At 71.8% G+C, this 16,644-nt stretch carries 16 protein-coding genes; 3 read left to right on the top strand and 13 right to left on the bottom strand.

Annotation, left to right across the window (positions count from 1 at the left end; genetic code table 11):
• Window positions 1–332: 332 nt before the first annotated feature.
• From AB0K65_RS17890 to AB0K65_RS17870, 5 genes are all read right to left on the bottom strand, one after another.
• Window positions 333–2,003, bottom strand: coding sequence for a uroporphyrinogen-III synthase (locus tag AB0K65_RS17890; protein WP_365717474.1), 1,671 nt, complete (start codon window positions 2,001–2,003; stop codon window positions 333–335).
• Window positions 2,000–2,971 carry a hydroxymethylbilane synthase gene (gene hemC / locus AB0K65_RS17885; RefSeq protein ID WP_365717472.1) on the bottom strand — a complete coding sequence of 324 codons (972 nt, stop codon included), beginning with the start codon at window positions 2,969–2,971 and terminating at the stop codon, window positions 2,000–2,002. Before hemC ends, AB0K65_RS17890 begins: the two co-directional genes overlap by 4 nt.
• A complete protein-coding gene (locus tag AB0K65_RS17880) occupies window positions 2,968–4,350 on the bottom strand; it encodes a glutamyl-tRNA reductase (RefSeq protein ID WP_365717470.1) in 1,383 nt (460 codons plus the stop codon). Before AB0K65_RS17880 ends, hemC begins: the two co-directional genes overlap by 4 nt.
• On the bottom strand, window positions 4,347–5,120 hold the full coding sequence (locus AB0K65_RS17875; RefSeq protein ID WP_365717468.1) for a redox-sensing transcriptional repressor Rex: 774 nt from the start codon (window positions 5,118–5,120) through the stop codon (window positions 4,347–4,349). Before AB0K65_RS17875 ends, AB0K65_RS17880 begins: the two co-directional genes overlap by 4 nt.
• A 272-nt stretch (window positions 5,121–5,392) precedes the next feature.
• Window positions 5,393–5,683, bottom strand: a complete 291-nt coding sequence (locus AB0K65_RS17870; protein ID WP_365717466.1) for a glutaredoxin family protein — start codon at window positions 5,681–5,683, stop codon at window positions 5,393–5,395.
• A gap of 182 nt (window positions 5,684–5,865) precedes the next feature.
• On the opposite strand from AB0K65_RS17870, the gene AB0K65_RS17865 reads away from it, so the two are divergent.
• The 3 genes from AB0K65_RS17865 (at window position 5,866) to AB0K65_RS17855 (ending at window position 9,539) form a co-directional block, all read left to right on the top strand.
• Window positions 5,866–6,810 (top strand): HAD-IB family hydrolase, encoded by a 945-nt coding sequence (locus AB0K65_RS17865; protein WP_365717464.1) that lies wholly within the window; start codon window positions 5,866–5,868, stop codon window positions 6,808–6,810.
• Window positions 6,811–7,250: 440 nt separating this feature from the next.
• Window positions 7,251–8,042 carry an ECF subfamily RNA polymerase sigma factor, BldN family gene (locus tag AB0K65_RS17860; RefSeq protein WP_215069951.1) on the top strand — a complete coding sequence of 264 codons (792 nt, stop codon included), beginning with the start codon at window positions 7,251–7,253 and terminating at the stop codon, window positions 8,040–8,042.
• 297 nt (window positions 8,043–8,339) lie between these two features.
• A complete protein-coding gene (locus AB0K65_RS17855; protein WP_365717462.1) occupies window positions 8,340–9,539 on the top strand; it encodes a DUF5667 domain-containing protein in 1,200 nt (399 codons plus the stop codon).
• Between the two features lie 125 nt (window positions 9,540–9,664).
• On the opposite strand, the gene AB0K65_RS17850 is transcribed toward AB0K65_RS17855, so the two are convergent.
• From AB0K65_RS17850 to AB0K65_RS17815, 8 genes are all read right to left on the bottom strand, one after another.
• A complete protein-coding gene (locus AB0K65_RS17850) occupies window positions 9,665–10,729 on the bottom strand; it encodes a lysophospholipid acyltransferase family protein (protein WP_365717460.1) in 1,065 nt (354 codons plus the stop codon).
• A gap of 15 nt (window positions 10,730–10,744) precedes the next feature.
• Window positions 10,745–11,794 (bottom strand): NAD-dependent epimerase/dehydratase family protein, encoded by a 1,050-nt coding sequence (locus AB0K65_RS17845; protein ID WP_365717458.1) that lies wholly within the window; start codon window positions 11,792–11,794, stop codon window positions 10,745–10,747.
• Between the two features lie 182 nt (window positions 11,795–11,976).
• A complete protein-coding gene (locus tag AB0K65_RS17840) occupies window positions 11,977–12,075 on the bottom strand; it encodes an AURKAIP1/COX24 domain-containing protein (RefSeq protein ID WP_003948845.1) in 99 nt (32 codons plus the stop codon).
• Window positions 12,076–12,217: 142 nt separating this feature from the next.
• Complete coding sequence (locus AB0K65_RS17835; RefSeq protein ID WP_158988220.1) at window positions 12,218–12,427, bottom strand: helix-turn-helix domain-containing protein; 210 nt, start codon at window positions 12,425–12,427, stop codon at window positions 12,218–12,220.
• A gap of 128 nt (window positions 12,428–12,555) precedes the next feature.
• Entirely contained in the window at window positions 12,556–13,371 is an 816-nt protein-coding gene (locus tag AB0K65_RS17830) for a phosphatase (protein WP_365717456.1), read from the bottom strand.
• A 104-nt stretch (window positions 13,372–13,475) separates the two neighbouring features.
• Window positions 13,476–14,654 carry an acetoin utilization protein AcuC gene (locus AB0K65_RS17825; RefSeq protein WP_365717454.1) on the bottom strand — a complete coding sequence of 393 codons (1,179 nt, stop codon included), beginning with the start codon at window positions 14,652–14,654 and terminating at the stop codon, window positions 13,476–13,478.
• Window positions 14,623–15,825 carry an MFS transporter gene (locus AB0K65_RS17820; protein ID WP_365717452.1) on the bottom strand — a complete coding sequence of 401 codons (1,203 nt, stop codon included), beginning with the start codon at window positions 15,823–15,825 and terminating at the stop codon, window positions 14,623–14,625. The genes AB0K65_RS17825 and AB0K65_RS17820 overlap by 32 nt, the downstream gene beginning before the upstream one ends.
• Window positions 15,826–15,872: 47 nt before the next feature.
• Complete coding sequence (locus tag AB0K65_RS17815) at window positions 15,873–16,538, bottom strand: HAD family hydrolase (RefSeq protein WP_365717450.1); 666 nt, start codon at window positions 16,536–16,538, stop codon at window positions 15,873–15,875.
• Window positions 16,539–16,644: the final 106 nt, after the last annotated feature.

The following is a 16,644-nucleotide window of genomic DNA, read 5'->3' as shown; positions in this document are numbered from 1 at the left end:
TTACCGACACCCTGTTGCCCCACCCGGGGCGTCCCCACCGGGACGAACGCCCGATCCTCCCGCCATGGGCACACGTCCCACCGGGACACCACACCCGAGACGCCCGTCGTGGCCACCCGTCCCACCTGGACGGGTGGCCACCGCACTCCCCGTCGTGGGCATGCGTCCCGCTGGGGCGGGACGGGTGGGCACGACGGGACGGCGCCTTCGCGGGCGCCTCCGCCCCGGCGCCCCGCCCGGCCCCGTGAACGCCGAAGGGGTGCGGAGCCCCGAAAGGCCCCGCACCCCAACACGTCACGTCACGTCACACCACGTCACGGCCGTCACGGCCGTCACGTCGTCCGCCGCCTCCGCGCCCCCGGCCTCCGCTCGCTCGGACGCGTCACAGGATCGCCCGCCTCCAGCGCCGCCTCGCGTCGCCGCAGCCCGAAGTCCGCCAGCGCCTCCGCCAGCTTGTGCACCGACGGCTCCGGCGACAGCACGTCGACCCTTAGGCCGTGCTCCTCCGCCGTCTTGGCGGTCGCCGGGCCGATACAGGCGATGACCGTCACGTTGTGCGGCTTCCCGGCGATCCCCACCAGGTTCCGCACGGTCGACGAGGAGGTGAAGAGCACGGCGTCGAAGCCACCGCCCTTGATCGCCTCGCGCGTGTCCGCCGGCGGCGGCGACGCGCGCACCGTCCGGTAGGCGGTCACGTCGTCGACCTCCCACCCGAGCTCGATCAGGCCCGCGACCAGCGTCTCCGTCGCGATGTCCGCCCGCGGCAGGAAGACGCGGTCGATCGGGTCGAAGACCGGGTCGTAGGGCGGCCAGTCCTCCAGGAGGCCCGCCGCCGACTGCTCCCCGCTCGGCACGAGGTCCGGCTTCACACCGAAGTCCACGAGCGCGGCCGCCGTCTGCTCGCCCACGGCCGCGACCTTGATCCCGGCGAACGCCCGGGCGTCGAGCCCGTACTCCTCGAACTTCTCCCGCACCGCCTTGACCGCGTTGACCGAGGTGAAGGCGATCCATTCGTAGCGGCCGGTCACCAGGCCCTTGACCGCACGCTCCATCTGCTGCGGCGTACGCGGCGGCTCGACGGCGATCGTCGGCACCTCGTGCGGCACGGCACCGTAGCTGCGCAGCTGGTCGGAGAGCGACGCGGCCTGCTCCTTCGTACGCGGCACCAGCACCCGCCACCCGAAGAGCGGCTTCGACTCGAACCACGCCAGCTGGTCCCGCTGGGCCGGTGCGCTGCGCTCGCCGACCACGGCTATGACGGGCCGGTGGCCCTCGGGCGAGGGGAGCACCTTGCCCTGCTTGAAGACCTGCGCGATCGTGCCCAGGGTCGCGGTCCACGTCCGCTGGCGCGTCGTCGTGCCGGCGATGGTCACGGTGAGCGGGGTGTCCGGCTTACGGCCTGCCGCCACCAGCTCTCCGGCCGCCGCCGCCACCGAGTCCAGCGACGTGGACACGACGACGGTGCCGTCCGAGGCGCCGACCTCGCTCCAGCACCGGTCGTCGGCGGTGCGGGCGTCCACGAAGCGCACGTCCGTGCCCTGCGCGTCGCGCAGCGGGACACCGGCGTACGCGGGTACGCCCACCGCCGTCGCGACACCGGGTACGACCTCGAAGGGGATGCCCGCCGCGGCGCAGGCGAGCATCTCGCTCCCCGCGTCGCCGTCGAGTCCGGGGTCGCCGGTCACCGCACGGACGACCCGCTTGCCGCCCCGCGCGGCCTCCATGACAAGATTGGTCGCGTCCCTCAACACGGGGACCCCGGCGGTTGTTGACGCCTCGTCAACAACCGTCAGCTCAGGCGTGCTCACGCCCGAGCGTGCATGGCCGCGGACGACCTCGAGAACCTCCGGCTCGGCGATCAGGACGTCCGCCCCGGCGAGGACCTCGACGGCCCGGAGGGTCAGCAGTCCGGGATCGCCTGGTCCGGCACCGAGGAAGGTGACGTTCCCGTGGCCGGCGAAGACCGGGGACAGGGGGCTGGTGGTCGGGCTGGTGGGGCTCAAAGTGCTCGCTCCCCCATAAGACCGGCCGCACCCTTGGCGAGCATCTCGTCCGCGAGTTCGCGTCCGAGCGCCATCGCCTCGTCGTAGGACGTGGGTACGGGACCGGTGGTGGACAGCTGCACCAGCGTCGAGCCGTCGGTGGTACCGACGACGCCGCGCAGGCGCATCTCGGTGACAGTCTGCCCGCGGCCGGAATCCTCGGCCAGCAGGTCGGCCAGCGCACCCACGGGTGCGGAGCAGCCGGCCTCCAGGGCGGCGAGCAGGGAACGCTCGGCGGTCACGGCGGCCCGGGTGTACGGGTCGTCGAGTCCGGCGAGCAGGGCGACGAGGTCCGTGGCGGAAGCCGCGCACTCGATCGCCAGGGCCCCCTGGCCGGGGGCGGGCAGGACGGAGTCGACCGACAGGAAGTCGGTCACCTCGTCGGTCCTGCCGATGCGGCGGAGACCGGCCGCGGCGAGAACCACCGCGTCCAGCTCGCCCTTGTGCACGTATCCGACGCGGGTGTCGATGTTCCCCCGGATCGGCACGGTCTCGATGGTCAGCCCGTGGCTGCGCGCGTACGCGTTGAGCTGGGCCGTGCGCCGCGGGGAGCCGGTGCCGATCCGGGCGCCCTCGGGCAGCCGGTCGAGCGTCAGGCCGTCGCGGGCGACGAGGACGTCACGCGGGTCCTCGCGGCGCGGGATCGCGGCCAGCACCAGATCGGGGTGCTGGGCGGTCGGCAGGTCCTTCAGGGAGTGGACGGCGAAGTCCACCTCGCCGGCCAGGAGCGCGTCACGCAGGGCGGCGACGAACACACCCGTACCGCCGATCTGCGCGAGGTGCTCGCGGGAGACGTCCCCGTACGTCGTGATCTCCACGAGCTCGACGGGCCGGCCGGACAGCTGCCGGACGGCGTCGGCCACTTGCCCGGACTGGGCCATGGCGAGCTTGCTGCGCCTGGTCCCGAGCCTCAGTGCCCTCTCGGTCATACTCGCCCTCGGTTCTTGACGTCGGCGTCATTCAGGTCGGCCCGGGAGACGGAGGCGACCGTCTCCGGGTCGAGGTCGAAGAGTGTCCGCAGCGCGTCGGCGTACCCGGCGCCACCGGGTTCGCTGGCCAGCTGCTTGACCCGTACGGTCGGCGCGTGCAGGAGCTTGTCGACCACGCGTCGGACGGTCTGGGTGATCTCGGCCCGCTGCCGCTCGTCGAGGTCGGGCAGCCGGCCCTCGAGCCGGGCCACCTCGCCCGCGACCACGTCGGCGGCCATGGTGCGCAGCGCGACCACGGTCGGGGTGATGTGCGCGGCGCGCTGGGCGGCGCCGAAGGCGGCCACCTCGTCGGCGACGATCGAGCGGACCCGGTCGACGTCGGCGGCCATCGGCGCGTCGGCCGATGCCTCGGCCAGCGACTCGATGTCGACGAGGCGCACGCCGGGCATCCGGTGGGCGGCCGCGTCGATGTCGCGGGGCATGGCGAGGTCGAGCAGGGCGAGGGCCGGGGCTCCGTCGGGCGCGGCCTCGGCGGAGGTCCGGCCGGCCAGGGCGGTCTCGACGGCCTCGGCGGTCAGGACGAGTCCGGTGGCGCCGGTGCAGGAGACGACGACGTCGGCACGTGTCAGTTCGTCGCCGACGGCCGTCATGTCCACCGCGCGCGCGGCCACACCCGGACCGCCGGGCTCGGTCAGGATCTGGACGAGCCGGTCGGCGCGGGCCGCGGTGCGGTTGGCGATCACGATCTCGGAGACCCCGGCGCGGGCGAGCGTGGCGGCGGCCAGCGAGGACATCGATCCCGCGCCGATGACGAGGGCGCGCTTGCCGGCGGCCCAGACGTCGACGTCCGTGCCGTCGGCGAGCTGCTCGAGGCCGAAGGTGACGAGCGACTGCCCGGCCCGGTCGATCCCGGTCTCGCTGTGGGCCCGCTTGCCGACCCGCAGGGCCTGCTGGAACAGGTCGTTGAGGAGCCGGCCCGCGGTGTGCAGGTCCTGGCCGAGCGCGAGGGCGTCCTTGATCTGGCCGAGGATCTGGCCCTCGCCGACGACCATGGAGTCGAGCCCGCAGGCCACCGAGAAGAGGTGGTGGACGGCCCGGTCCTCGTAGTGCACGTAGAGATAGGGGGTGAGCTCTTCGAGCCCGACGCCGCTGTGCTGGGCGAGCAGCGTGGACAGCTCGGCGACACCGGCGTGGAACTTGTCCACGTCGGCGTAGAGCTCGATGCGGTTGCAGGTGGCCAGGACGGCGCCTTCGGCGGCCGGCTCGGCGGCGAGGGTGTCCTGCAGCAGCTTGGCCTGCGTGTCCGAGGCGAGCGAGGCCCGCTCGAGGACGCTGACCGGGGCGCTGCGGTGGCTCAGCCCGACGACGAGGAGGCTCATGCCGGCATCACGGCGGGGACGTCCCCGTCGGGTCCCTTCCGGGCCGGGCCCGTGGCTCCGCCGCGAACGGCGGGCGCCGCGGCGGCGGCGTCCACGGCGTCCGCTTCCTCGCCGGCCTTGCGCTGCTCGTGGAAGGCGAGGATCTGCAGCTCGATGGAGAGGTCGACCTTGCGCACGTCCACGCCGTCGGGCACGGACAGCACGGTCGGGGCGAAGTTGAGGATGGAGGTGACTCCGGCGGCCACGAGCCGGTCGCAGACCTGCTGGGCGGCACCGGCCGGCGTCGAGATGACACCGATGGAGACGTCGTTGTCCTCGATGATCTTCTCGAGCTCGTCGGTGTGCTGGACGGGGATCCCGGCGACCGGCGTGCCGGCCATGGCGGGGTCGGCGTCGATCAGCGCGGCGACCCGGAAGCCACGGGAGGCGAACCCGCCGTAGTTGGCGAGGGCGGCGCCGAGGTTACCGATGCCGACGATGACCACGGGCCAGTCCTGGGTCAGGCCGAGCTCGCGGGAGATCTGGTAGACGAGGTACTCGACGTCGTAGCCGACGCCGCGCGTCCCGTACGACCCGAGGTAGCTGAAGTCCTTGCGCAGCTTCGCGGAGTTGACCCCCGCGGCGGCTGCGAGCTCCTCGGAGGAGACCGTGGGTACGGAGCGCTCCGACAGTGCGGTGAGCGCACGCAGATACAGCGGAAGGCGGGCGACGGTGGCCTCGGGAATTCCTCGGCTGCGGGTCGCCGGTCGGTGAGTTCGGCCAGTTGCCACGGTGCTCCTGCGGGATGAGCGGGGCTGTAGGCGGCCTTGTGTCCCTCGACCGCCCCGTCTAGTGCAGGCTATGTCTTTGTGAACGCGTGCACAAAGATGGTGTCCGTTTTGTCCGGCCAAAGTGACCGGGGTCACGCGACCGGTTCGCGCCATGACGGAACCGCGGAGCCCGTCGACCCGTTGAGAACACGAAGGGGGCAAAACCGCACACTCTCCTTACGATCACGCCCCCGGAACCCACCGAAACGTCCACGATGGTAGCCGTCTTCCGGTCAGCCACCCAGTGCTCGCCGCAGGCGCCCGGGGTCCACCCGCCAGAAGGTGTGCTGCTCGCCGTCGACCAGGACCACCGGAATCTGCTCCCAGTACGCCCGGTGCAGCTCCTCGTCCCGCGTGATGTCCTTCTCCTCCCAGCTGGCCCCGGTCTCCGCGCAGACCGCCTCGACGACGGCGCGCGCGTCGTCGCAGAGATGACAGCCCGGCTTGCCGATCAGCGTCACGGTCCGCGGAGCGGAGGCGCCGGGAGCCGTGGGGGTGTCCTTCTTCTTCGTCCGTCCGAACATCCCTCCATTCTGCGCCGCGCCCGGCCCGGCCCGGGACCTCCGCTCCCACGCCACGCCCGGCCCGGCCCGGGACCCTCGCCCCCGCCCGCTGCACCGTCCGTCGACAGGAGCGTCGCGGAGTGTTCACGCCTCGGCATCCCCACAGGTCGGGAAGTACCGAACAGACTGGCTATGCTCACGCCATGGCCGCACTGGGATGGCTCACCTCTCACCGGCGCTCCGCCACCGCGCGCAGCGTCCTGGCAGGCGAGGCCGCTGCCGAGGCAGCGCGCAAGACCTCGCAGCAGCTCGAGCGCGAGCGGGAGGAGGCCGCCGGGGGCGCCGCGCCGTCCGAGCCCGAGTTCCCCGTGATGGGCGACGTACAGGCCGCCGCCTTCTTCGACCTCGACAACACCGTCATGCAGGGCGCCGCGATCTTCCACTTCGGCCGCGGCCTGTACAAGCGGAAGTTCTTCCAGCGCCGCGAGCTGGCCCGCTTCGCCTGGCAGCAGGCGTGGTTCCGGCTGGCCGGCGTCGAGGACCCCGAGCACATGCAGGACGCCCGCGAGAGCGCCCTGTCCATCGTCAAGGGCCACCGCGTCTCCGAGCTGATGTCGATCGGCGAGGAGATCTACGACGAGTACATGGCGGACCGGATCTGGCCCGGCACGCGCGCCCTGGCCCAGGCCCACCTGGACGCCGGCCAGAAGGTCTGGCTCGTCACGGCCGCCCCGGTCGAGACGGCCACGATCATCGCCCGCCGCCTCGGGCTGACCGGCGCGCTCGGCACCGTCGCGGAGTCCGTCGACGGCGTCTACACCGGCAGGCTCGTCGGCGAGCCCCTGCACGGCCCGGCCAAGGCCGAGGCGGTGCGCGCCCTGGCCGCCGCCGAGGGCCTGGACCTGAACCGCTGCGCCGCCTACAGCGACTCCCACAACGACATCCCGATGCTGTCGCTGGTCGGCCACCCCTACGCCATCAACCCGGACACCAAGCTGCGCCGGTACGCCAAGGCCCGCGAATGGCGGCTCCGCGACTACCGCACGGGCCGCAAGGCGGCCAAGGTCGGCATCCCCGCCGCAGCGGGCGTCGGCGCGCTGGCCGGCGGCACGGCCGCCGCGGTCGCCCTGCACCGCCGCCGCCGCTGAGCGGCCCTTCCACCCCTCCCGGCCCCGCGGGACACCACCGGACTGCCGATACGTTTCGGCCGCGATCACCTGCGACAACACGAGACCAGCATTCGTCACCCGTACGTGGTCGAACAACGCCGCACAGGTCGACTCCGAGGCATTCGCGGCTCCCTACCCAGCAGCGGCCCAGATCACTCCCCCGCCCCGGACTCGAGCACAACAGAGCGTGCGCGTAGTCACACTCGGAAGCAATCCGATCAACAAGCGGTCACGAAGTGCACCTGTATCCGCCCGCAAGCGGTAACAGATACGACGTAATCGATGATTTGAGCAACTGGGTGTAGCGCTGCCTGTACGAAGCGTTATTCTCCTCAGACGCACAACGGAACCCACACGTCGCCACGACGAGTGAACGGTCCCGCACTGCTCGTGATGGAAGCTCTGCCTCTGGGAGTCCCGTGTACCCACACGTCGGGGTTGACGCCTCGGGCCTGGCTACGCTGCGCGCAACGGTCCTCGACCACTTGCGCGGCTTCGTCCCCACCGCGTACGCCGTCCCTGTCCCCGCCTTTGCCTTCGCCGCACCGGCACCCGCCGGTCCCTGCTATGCCCTGGCCGAGAGCGGTGCCGCTGTCGGCAGAAGGGGCAGCCGCGGCGGCACCGGAACCTCGACCGCCGCCCGCCGCCCCACCGCCGACAGCGACAGCGCTCGCATGATGGACCTGGTCGAACGCGCCCAGGCCGGCGAGGCCGAGGCCTTCGGCCGCCTGTACGACCAGTACAGCGACACCGTCTACCGCTACATCTACTACCGCGTCGGCGGTAAGGCGACGGCGGAGGACCTGACCAGCGAGACGTTCCTGCGCGCCCTGCGCCGGATCTCCACCTTCACCTGGCAGGGCCGCGACTTCGGCGCGTGGCTGGTCACGATCGCCCGCAACCTGGTCGCCGACCACTTCAAGTCGAGCCGTTTCCGGCTGGAAGTGACCACGGGAGAGATGCTCGACGCCAACGAGGTCGAGCGCAGCCCCGAGGACTCCGTCCTGGAGTCCCTCTCCAACGCGGCCCTCCTGGACGCGGTACGCCGGCTCAACCCCCAGCAGCAGGAGTGCGTGACCCTGCGCTTCCTGCAGGGCCTCTCCGTCGCCGAGACGGCCCGGGTCATGGGCAAGAACGAGGGCGCGATCAAGACCCTCCAGTACCGGGCCGTGCGCACCCTGGCACGCCTCCTCCCGGACGACGCCCGCTGACCACCCGGCGCCCCCCACACGCGCTCCCACCCCCCTGCTCCCCGCTTCCGTCCCCCACCTCCCCCCACGCCCCCCGACCCCCGTCCAACTCACAGTCGGTGACGCCTCGATGACGCACTGGTCCGATCATCTTTCGCGCGTAACCCAAGTGCCGCGCCGCTCGTTGTGCGGAATGCAGGCTCCCTGTGGTCACGCTTTGCCCGCAGCCACTCACTCTTTCGTGTGGATGTGTTCAAGGTGTGCAACCTTCCGGACACCCCGGGGAGTCGACCGTCATGACGAGAGGAGGTGCCGCCAGTGATCGCGAACGTATCGGCGCACCGGCGGGCGAACGCCTTCGCCCAGGCCCTGGAGGATCGGGCGTCCGAGGGCGCGGCGGCCGAGCAGCCCGAGGCATCGGCCGAACCGGCCGGGCAGGGGCGGCTGTTGGCGCTGGCGAACGGACTCGGCGAACTGCCGAGACCGAAGATGGACCCCGAGGTCAAAGTGGTGCAACGAGCCCAGCTCGTCGCCGCCATGGAAGCGATGCTCGCGGAGGGGAGCGCTGCCGCGGGCCCTACCGTGCCGGAGCAGCGGACCTCGAGCGGACGGGGAGCCCACCGGGCCTCCCCCCTGCGCAAACTGCGTCCCCGCTCCCGCTGGTCGAAGGGGATCGCCGCGGGCGGCCTCACGGTCGGTGTGGCGGCGGGCGCCTTCAGCGGTGTCGCCGCTGCCAGCTCCGACGCCCTCCCCGGTGACTCGCTCTACGGGCTGAAGCGCGGCATGGAGGACATCAAGCTCGGGATGGCGGACGACGACGCCGACCGGGGCGGGATCTATCTGGACCAGGCATCGACCCGGCTCAGCGAGGCCCGCAGGCTGATGGAGCGCGGACGCGCCGGCGCACTCGACCACGAGTCCCTCGGCGAGATCCGCCGCGTCCTCGGAGGCATGAAGCACGACGCCTCCGAAGGCCACCGGCTGCTGCGCCAGGCGTACGAGCGGGACGGAGCCATCGCCCCGATGGCCCGGCTCAACTCCTTCGCCCAAGCCCACCGCACCACCTGGAACGGCCTGCGCGAGCGCCTGCCCGTCCAGCTCACCGACGTGGGCAACGAAGTGAACGACGTCTTCGTCGCCATAGACGAAGAGGTCGAGCCGCTCCAGGCGATGCTCCCCCGCACCCCGGAGAAGGGCGCGGTCGGCAGCAGCACTCCCAGCGCCGGCCAGGACTCCTCCTCCGGACCGCGGACCCAGCGCCCTCCGTCCACCCCGGCCGCCCCCTCCACCGGCGCCGGCACCAGCCGGCCCCAGCCCTCGGGCTCCGGCAGCGGCTCAGCGGAGAACGACGGCCTGCTCGGCGGCAACACCGGCGGACTGCTCGACCCGCCGCCGCCCGGCACCACCCCGACCCCGTCGGGCGGCCAGTCATCGCCCCCCGTGCCGGACGTGGAGATCCCGCCGCTGCTGCCGGGCCTCCTCCCGGGCCTCGGCATCGACAGCGAGGACGCGGGCTGACCACACGGGAAGGGGGCGCCCCCACCGCCTGGGGGCGCCCCCTTCCCGTACCGTCAACCGCCGTCCGGCCACCCGTGCCGCCGGTACGCCCCTCGGCCCGGGCCGGAACGGCTCAGAAGAACAGCTCAGAAGAACACCGACCGACGCTGCACCAGCAGCTTGTACAGCGTGTGCTGGATCTGCTCCCGCACCTGATCCGTCAGGTTGAACATCAGCATCGGATCCTCCACCGCCTCCAACGGGTACCCGTCCGTGGCGATCGGCTCGCCGAACTGGATCGTCCACTTCGTCGGCAGCGGCACCGCGCCCAGCGGCCCCAGCCACGGGAAGGTCGGCGTGATCGGGAAGTACGGAATCCCCAGCACCCGGGCCAGCGTCTTCGCGTTGCCGATCATCGGATAGATCTCCTCCGCGCCCACGATCGAGCACGGCACGATCGGTACCCCGGCCCGCAACGCCGTCGAGACGAACCCGCCCCGGCCGAAGCGCTGCAGCTTGTACCGCTCGCCGAAGGGTTTCCCGATGCCCTTGAACCCCTCCGGCATCACACCCACGATCTCCCCGGCCCGCAGCAGCCGCTCCGCGTCCTCCGCGCACGCCAGCGTGGAGCCGGCCTTGCGCGCCAGCTCGTTGACCACCGGCAGCATGAACACCAGATCCGCGGCGAGCAGCCGGAGATGACGGCCCGCCGGGTGGTTGTCGTGCACGGCGACCTGCATCATCAGGCCGTCCAACGGCAGCGTCCCGGAGTGGTTGGCGACGACCAGGGCGCCCCCCTCCGCCGGAATGTTCTCGATGCCCTTCACTTCCACCCGGAAGTACTTCGCGTACAGCGGGCGCAGCAACGACATCAGGACCTGGTCGGTCAGCTCCTTGTCGTAACCGAACTCGTCGACCTCGTACTCGCCCGTCACCCTCCGGCGCAGGAACGCGAGCCCGCCCGCGAGCCGCCGCTCCCAGCCGCCCCGGTCGCCGGCCGCACGCCGCGCGCCGGCCTCGTCCTCCACCGGCCCGTCGGAGCCCCTGGAGCCCTCCGCGGCTCCGGAACCCGGTCCGGCGGCCGACAGGTGCTCCTCGGGGCCCTGCTGCCCCGGCAGGGACCGCACGGCGGCCTCCTGCCCGGCCCGTGCAGGGCGCCGCCGCGCCCGCGAGCGGTCGTCGTCGAACGGAATGACCTTGGCGTCCGCCATCGTTACGTGGGCTCCTTAGTCGCCGCTCTCAACAGGGGTGTGCGTCAGCCGGTCCGCGACCCGGTCCACCGCCCCGGCCAGACGCTCCGGCGGCAGCAGCCCCGGACCGCGGCTGTCCGCGAAGTCGGCGAAGGCCTCCGCCGTGGTGAACCTCGGTGCGAAGCCGAGTGTCTCGCGCATCTGGACCGTGGAGACGACCCGGCCGTGCGTCAGGAGACGGATCTGCTCGGGCGAGAAGTCGGTCACGCCGACCGTCCGCAGTGCCGAGCCGACCCAGGTGACCGCGGGCATGGGCACCGGCACCGTCGGCCGCCCCAGCCGCCGCGCGCACTGGGACAGCAGCAGCACCCCGTCGCCCGCGATGTTGAACGTACCGCTGTTCAGCGTCGCTCGCCGCGGCTCCTTCGACCCGACGTGCAGGACGTCGATCACATCGTCCTCGTGGACGAACTGGAGCCTCGGGTCGTATCCGAAGACGGTCGGCATCACCGGAAGCGACAGGTACTCGACAAGCGGCGAATCCACCCGCGGCCCCAGGATGTTCGCGAACCGCAGCACGCACACGGCCACGTCCGGACGGCGCCGCGCGAAACCCCGCACGTACCCCTCGACCTCGACCGCGTCCTTGGCGAAGCCCCCGCTCGGCAGCGACTTGGGCGGCGTGGTCTCCAGGAACACGGCCGGGTCACGCGGCGCGGAGCCGTACACGCTCGTGCTGGACTTCACCACCAGCCGGGAGATCCGGGGCGACTTCTGGCACGCCCCGAGGAGCTGCATGGTGCCGATGACGTTGGTCTCCTTGACCGACGTACGGCCCCCGGCGCCGAGCGCCGTCCCGGTGACGTCCATGTGGACGACCGTGTCCACGTCGTACTCGGCCAGCACCCGGGCGATGGCGGGCTGGCGGATGTCCGCCCGGACGAAGGCGGCTCCCCCCAGGTCATGCGCCGGCGCGACCGCGTCCAGGGCGACCACCCGGTCCACCTCGGGGTCCCGCTGAAGGCGTCGTACGAACCGCCCTCCCAGATACCGGGCCGCACCGGTGACGAGCACGACCTTGCCCAAGATCCGCGCCTTCCGTCGGTTCGATGCCCCGGGTGCTCCCCAGGGGCCTCTGCGCCACCGTAGCGCCTCGTCGCCGCCCCGCGGCGACCGGCGTGGGCAACGGGACCAAAAAGGCGTGGCCCCCCACCGAACCGGTGGGGGGCCACGCCCGACGCACAATCAGCCGTCGTTACAGCCGTCGCTTACTTCTTGTTGCGACGCTGAACGCGGGTGCGCTTGAGCAGCTTGCGGTGCTTCTTCTTGGCCATCCGCTTGCGCCGCTTCTTGATAACAGAGCCCACGACTACCCTCGCTCACTTCTCTTCACTGGTGCGGGGCGTCTGGGCCCACACGACCTACGTCGGCCTAGCCTACCGGCATGAGCGCCGCACCTTGTAATCCGAGGGCTCACCGAGACTCCCCGAGCTTCCGGCCGCGCGCTCGCTACGCGGTCTCCACCCCCACGAACGACTCCCTGAGGTACTCGTGAACCGCCTGTTCCGGGACCCGGAAGGACCTGCCCACCCGGATCGCCGGCAGATGACCGCTGTGCACCAAGCGGTACACGGTCATCTTCGACACTCGCATCACCGAGGCGACTTCCGCCACGGTCAGAAACTTGACCTCGTTGAGAGGCCGATCGCCAGCAGCCATGACCCACCTGTACCTTCCGCACACGACGCCCACCGGCTTCCCCTCCGGTGACCCTGCGTCGCTGTGCGCTCACGCTCCAGACTAGGGGCGGGTGGTACGAGTGGGGAAGAGGAGCAGCCATCGGCCGTTTACCGTGACAGACGCGCTCGATTGAGTACATAGCGCGTGAGCGGACGGTAGTAGTCGGACCGTACGGCGTCATCAAGCGGAACGGCCACGGACACCTGCCCCTCCGCCTCTCCGACGAACAGCGCGGGGTCGTCGGTGTCCGCCAGGCCGATGGCCTCGATACCCAGCTGACCTGCACCGCAGACCCATCCGTGGTCGCCGACGACGAGTTCGGGAAGCGGCCAGCCATCCTCCACGGCACCCTCCAGGGCGGCCCGAACCGGCAGCGGGGAATGCGTGTGCGCCCCCGTCTCACGCCCGGTCGCCGGCAGACCGGGTTCTCGCACCAACGCGACACCTCGTACGTAGTCGAGGAGGTACGTGCGTAGACCGAACCGGGTCGTTATGTCGACACATCTCCCCTGCGCGGGTGTGAGGACAAGACATCCCACCGCCGATAAGGCGTCTGCGAGCGTTGCGTAGAACCCCAGGAGCCGGTGCGGATGGCCCGTCCCGAACAGCACCGGAGCCCCCCGCCTCGCCGCCGCCCCCAGCCGCGCCGCGAACGCGTCGAGACCGCTCAACGTCCGCTCGGGATCGATCACATCGGGCCCCGCGCGGTGCGCCGGATCCGGCGAGACCCCGCACTTGTCGGCCATGAGGTGCAGCAACTCCGCCTCACCCCAGGCCCACGCGGGATCGAGCCCCAGCATCACCCGGGGATCCCGCGCGGCGAAGAGCCGATAGCTGCGCAGGCTCTCCTCCCGCGACGTCGCCACGGTCCCCGCCAACCCCGCCGCCAACAGATGCGCCCGCAGCGCTCCGGTACTCAGCACCCTCTCGATGCTGCCCGAGCGCGGCCCTCTCCGGGCCAAAAGCGCTGCGAGACCGCACAGTTGGCGTAACCACGGACCTCCGCGGGACCCGTTCCGCCGACCGTCTACGCCAGCAGCCCCCGGAGCGGGAACGCCGCCCGCCGCGTCGCCAGCACCGACTGGTCGAGCCGGTCCGCCGGGTCGTACCCCTCCGACCAGTCCCGCCACCGCACCGGCCACCGGCCGTCCGTCATCCGCGCCGGCCCCAGCTGCCGCGTCCGCGCGTACACCTCGTCCCGCCACGACGACGGGATCACCGACTCCGGCTCGACCGGAGCGTGCGCCGCGATCCCCACCAGATGCGTCCACGACCGCGGTACGACGTCCACCACCGCGTATCCGCCTCCGCCGAGCGCCAGCCATCGCCCGCCCTCGACATGGGCGTGCGCCAGGTCGTGACAGGCCTCCTGCACCGCCCGCTGGGCGTCCAGCGATACCGCCAGGTGCGCCAGCGGGTCCTCGAAGTGGGTGTCCGCCCCGTGCTGGGTCACCAGGACCTGCGGCCGGAAGTCCGCGATCAGCTCCGGCACCACCGCGTGGAACGCCCGCACCCACCCCGCGTCGCCCGTCCCCGCCGGCAGCGCCACGTTCACCGCGGAGCCCTCTCCCGGCCCCGCGGCTCCGGTCTCCTCGGGCCATCCGGTCTGGGGGAACAGCGTCCGCGGGTGCTCGTGCAGCGAGATCGTCAGCACCCGGGGGTCCTCCCAGAACGCGGCCTGCACCCCGTCCCCGTGGTGGACGTCCACGTCCACGTAGGCGACCCGCTCCGCGCCCAGCTCGAGCAGCCGGGCGATCGCCAGCGACGCGTCGTTGTAGATGCAGAACCCCGACGCGCTGCCCGGCATCGCGTGGTGCAGCCCTCCGGCGAAGTTCACCGCGTGAGCGGCCTCCCCCCGCCACACCGCCTCCGCCGCCCCCACCGACTGCCCGGCGATCAGCGCCGAGACCTCGTGCATCCCGGAGAACGCCGGATCGTCCACGGTCCCCAGGCCGTACGCCTGGTCGGCGGCCCGCGGCCGCGCCGAGGCGGCCCGCACGGCGGCCACGTAGTCCTCACGGTGCACGAGCCGCAGCGTCGACTCCCCGGCCGGCTTCGCCGCCACCACGTCGACGGCCCGGTCGAGCCCGTACGCCCGCACCAGCCCCATGGTCAGCGCGAGCCGTACGGGGTCCATCGGATGCTCGGACCCGAAGTCGTACCCGGTGACAGCTTCATCCCACATCAACAGTGCGCGGCCGCTCATGCCCGTCACCGTATCGGGCCCGTTGAGAACCGAACGACGTGGCGTACGCCACCGTCACCAGGACCAACACCATCGGTACGAGCATGGCGCCCCGGTAGCTCCACGCGTCCCCGAGCGCCCCGACCAACGGCGACCCGATCAGGAACCCCACGTAGTTGAAGACGTTCAGCCGGGCGACGGCCGCGTCACTGGCCCCCGGGAACAGCCTCCCGGCCGCGGCGAAGGTCTGGGGCACGATCACGCTCAGGCCGAGGCCGAGGACCGTGAACCCGGCCATCCCCACCCAGGGCCCCGGGGCCAGCGCCACCAGGGCGAACCCGAGCGCCGCCAGCACCGCCCCGCACCGCACCACCGCCGCCGCACCCAGCCGCCGCACCCCGAAGTCCCCGACCGAGCGCCCGAGCAGCGTGGTGACCATGTACGCGTTGTACGGCACGGTCGCCAGCTCCTCCGAACCCCCGAGCACGTCCTGCAGGTACTTCGCGGACCAGTTCGACACCGTCGAGTCCCCGATGTAGGCGAAGGTCATGACGAGGCACAGCGGCAGAAGCAGCGCGAACCCGGCCCCGGTACCGCTCGCGGCCCCCGCCTCCTCGGTGCCGGGGCCCGGCTTCCCGTCGACGTACCACCGGCCGCCGATCCACGCGGCGGGCAGCAGCACGGCCACCACCGGAAGGTAGGAGACGGCGAGCGGAAGGTCCCAGTGGGCCCCCGCCCAGGCGAGCGAGGCCCCCACGATGCCGCCCAGGCTGTACGTGGCGTGGAAGCCGAGCATGATGCTCCGTCCGTACTCCCGCTGGAGGCTGACCCCCAGCATGTTCATGGACGCGTCCAGGGCGCCGACCGCGAGCCCGAACACTCCGAGCGCGACGGCTGCCTGCCACATCCCGCTTCCGGCGCCGACGGCGAGCAGCGCCAGGAGGACGAGCGGCTGGGCGGCGCGCAGCACCTTCCCCGGCCCCACACGCGCCACGATCCTCTCGGTGGCGACGCTGGCCACTCCGGCGAGGATCGGCACGGCGGCCAGGAACGCGGGGAGCAACGCGTCGGAGATCCCGTACCGGTCCTGGATGGCGGGTATTCGGGTCACGAGGAGCGCGAAGGTCACCCCTTGCACGAAGAAGCTGACCGCCAGAGAGCCCCGCCCACGCCGCAACCGCGCATCCGTCATGGCGGCACAGCGTAGGACCCGGGTCTACCCATGGGTAGATGGATCACCTACCCAATCTTCGCGGGCCCCCGGCCGAGCAGGGTCAGGAGCTCGCGCATGTCGCCGAAGTATCCCCGTGCTCCGGCCAGTGTCTCCTCGGGTGTCATCGCCGTGAATCCGTACACGTCCATCCCGGCGGCGAGGGCCGCCTGGACGCCGAGCCGGCTGTCCTCGATCACGACGCACCGCTCGGGGGCGGCTCCCATGCGTGCGGCGGCGTGGAGGAAGAGGTCCGGGGCGGGCTTGCCCCGGCCGACGTCCTCGGCGCTGAAGACGTTCTCGTCCCGGAACCACCGGTCGAGTCCGGTCTTCCGGTGTCCGACCCGGATCCGCTCGTGACTTCCGGAGGAGGCCACGCAGTAGGGGACCCCGTCCTCGACCAGCTGCTTCAGCACGTCGGCCGTGCCGGCGACGGCCTCCAACTCCTGGTGGAAGGCGGCGAAGACGCGTGCGTGGAGGGTTTCGTCGAAGTCGTCGGGCAGCCGCTGTCCGGTGCGCTCCCCGATCAGGTCGTGCACGCGATGCACGGCGGCGCCCATGTAGTCGCGCAACGAGTCCTCGTACGAGGTGGGGTGCCCGAGCTCGGTGAGGTAGCCGGCCAGGATGGTGTTGGAGATCGGCTCGCTGTCGACGAGCACCCCGTCGTTGTCGAAGATGACCAGGTCGTATCGCATATCGGTACCCTAAACGCAGAAAAGCCCCGCACCATAAGGTGCGGGGCTTTCCCACAATGATTGTTCGGCGGCGTCCTACTCTCCCACAGGGTCCCCCCTGCAGTAC

Source organism: Streptomyces sp. NPDC053755 (assembly GCF_040677675.1).
Classification (GTDB): domain Bacteria; phylum Actinomycetota; class Actinomycetes; order Streptomycetales; family Streptomycetaceae; genus Streptomyces.
Note: the sequence above shows the minus strand (reverse complement) of the source record. Positions and strands in the feature narration are given on the sequence as shown.

What these genes read in the sequence shown, in the direction of transcription:
- AB0K65_RS17820 (WP_365717452.1), bottom strand. Translation starts at nt 15,825, where the DNA reads ATGACGGATGCGCGGTTGCGGCGTGGGCGGGGCTCTCTGGCGGTCAGC.
- AB0K65_RS17825 (WP_365717454.1), bottom strand. Translation starts at nt 14,654, where the DNA reads ATGAGCGGCCGCGCACTGTTGATGTGGGATGAAGCTGTCACCGGGTAC.
- hemC (WP_365717472.1), bottom strand. Translation starts at nt 2,971, where the DNA reads ATGACCGAGAGGGCACTGAGGCTCGGGACCAGGCGCAGCAAGCTCGCC.
- AB0K65_RS17835 (WP_158988220.1), bottom strand. Translation starts at nt 12,427, where the DNA reads ATGGCTGCTGGCGATCGGCCTCTCAACGAGGTCAAGTTTCTGACCGTG.
- AB0K65_RS17870 (WP_365717466.1), bottom strand. Translation starts at nt 5,683, where the DNA reads ATGTTCGGACGGACGAAGAAGAAGGACACCCCCACGGCTCCCGGCGCC.
- AB0K65_RS17880 (WP_365717470.1), bottom strand. Translation starts at nt 4,350, where the DNA reads ATGAGCCTCCTCGTCGTCGGGCTGAGCCACCGCAGCGCCCCGGTCAGC.
- AB0K65_RS17850 (WP_365717460.1), bottom strand. Translation starts at nt 10,729, where the DNA reads ATGGCGGACGCCAAGGTCATTCCGTTCGACGACGACCGCTCGCGGGCG.
- AB0K65_RS17865 (WP_365717464.1), top strand. Translation starts at nt 5,866, where the DNA reads ATGGCCGCACTGGGATGGCTCACCTCTCACCGGCGCTCCGCCACCGCG.
- AB0K65_RS17815 (WP_365717450.1), bottom strand. Translation starts at nt 16,538, where the DNA reads ATGCGATACGACCTGGTCATCTTCGACAACGACGGGGTGCTCGTCGAC.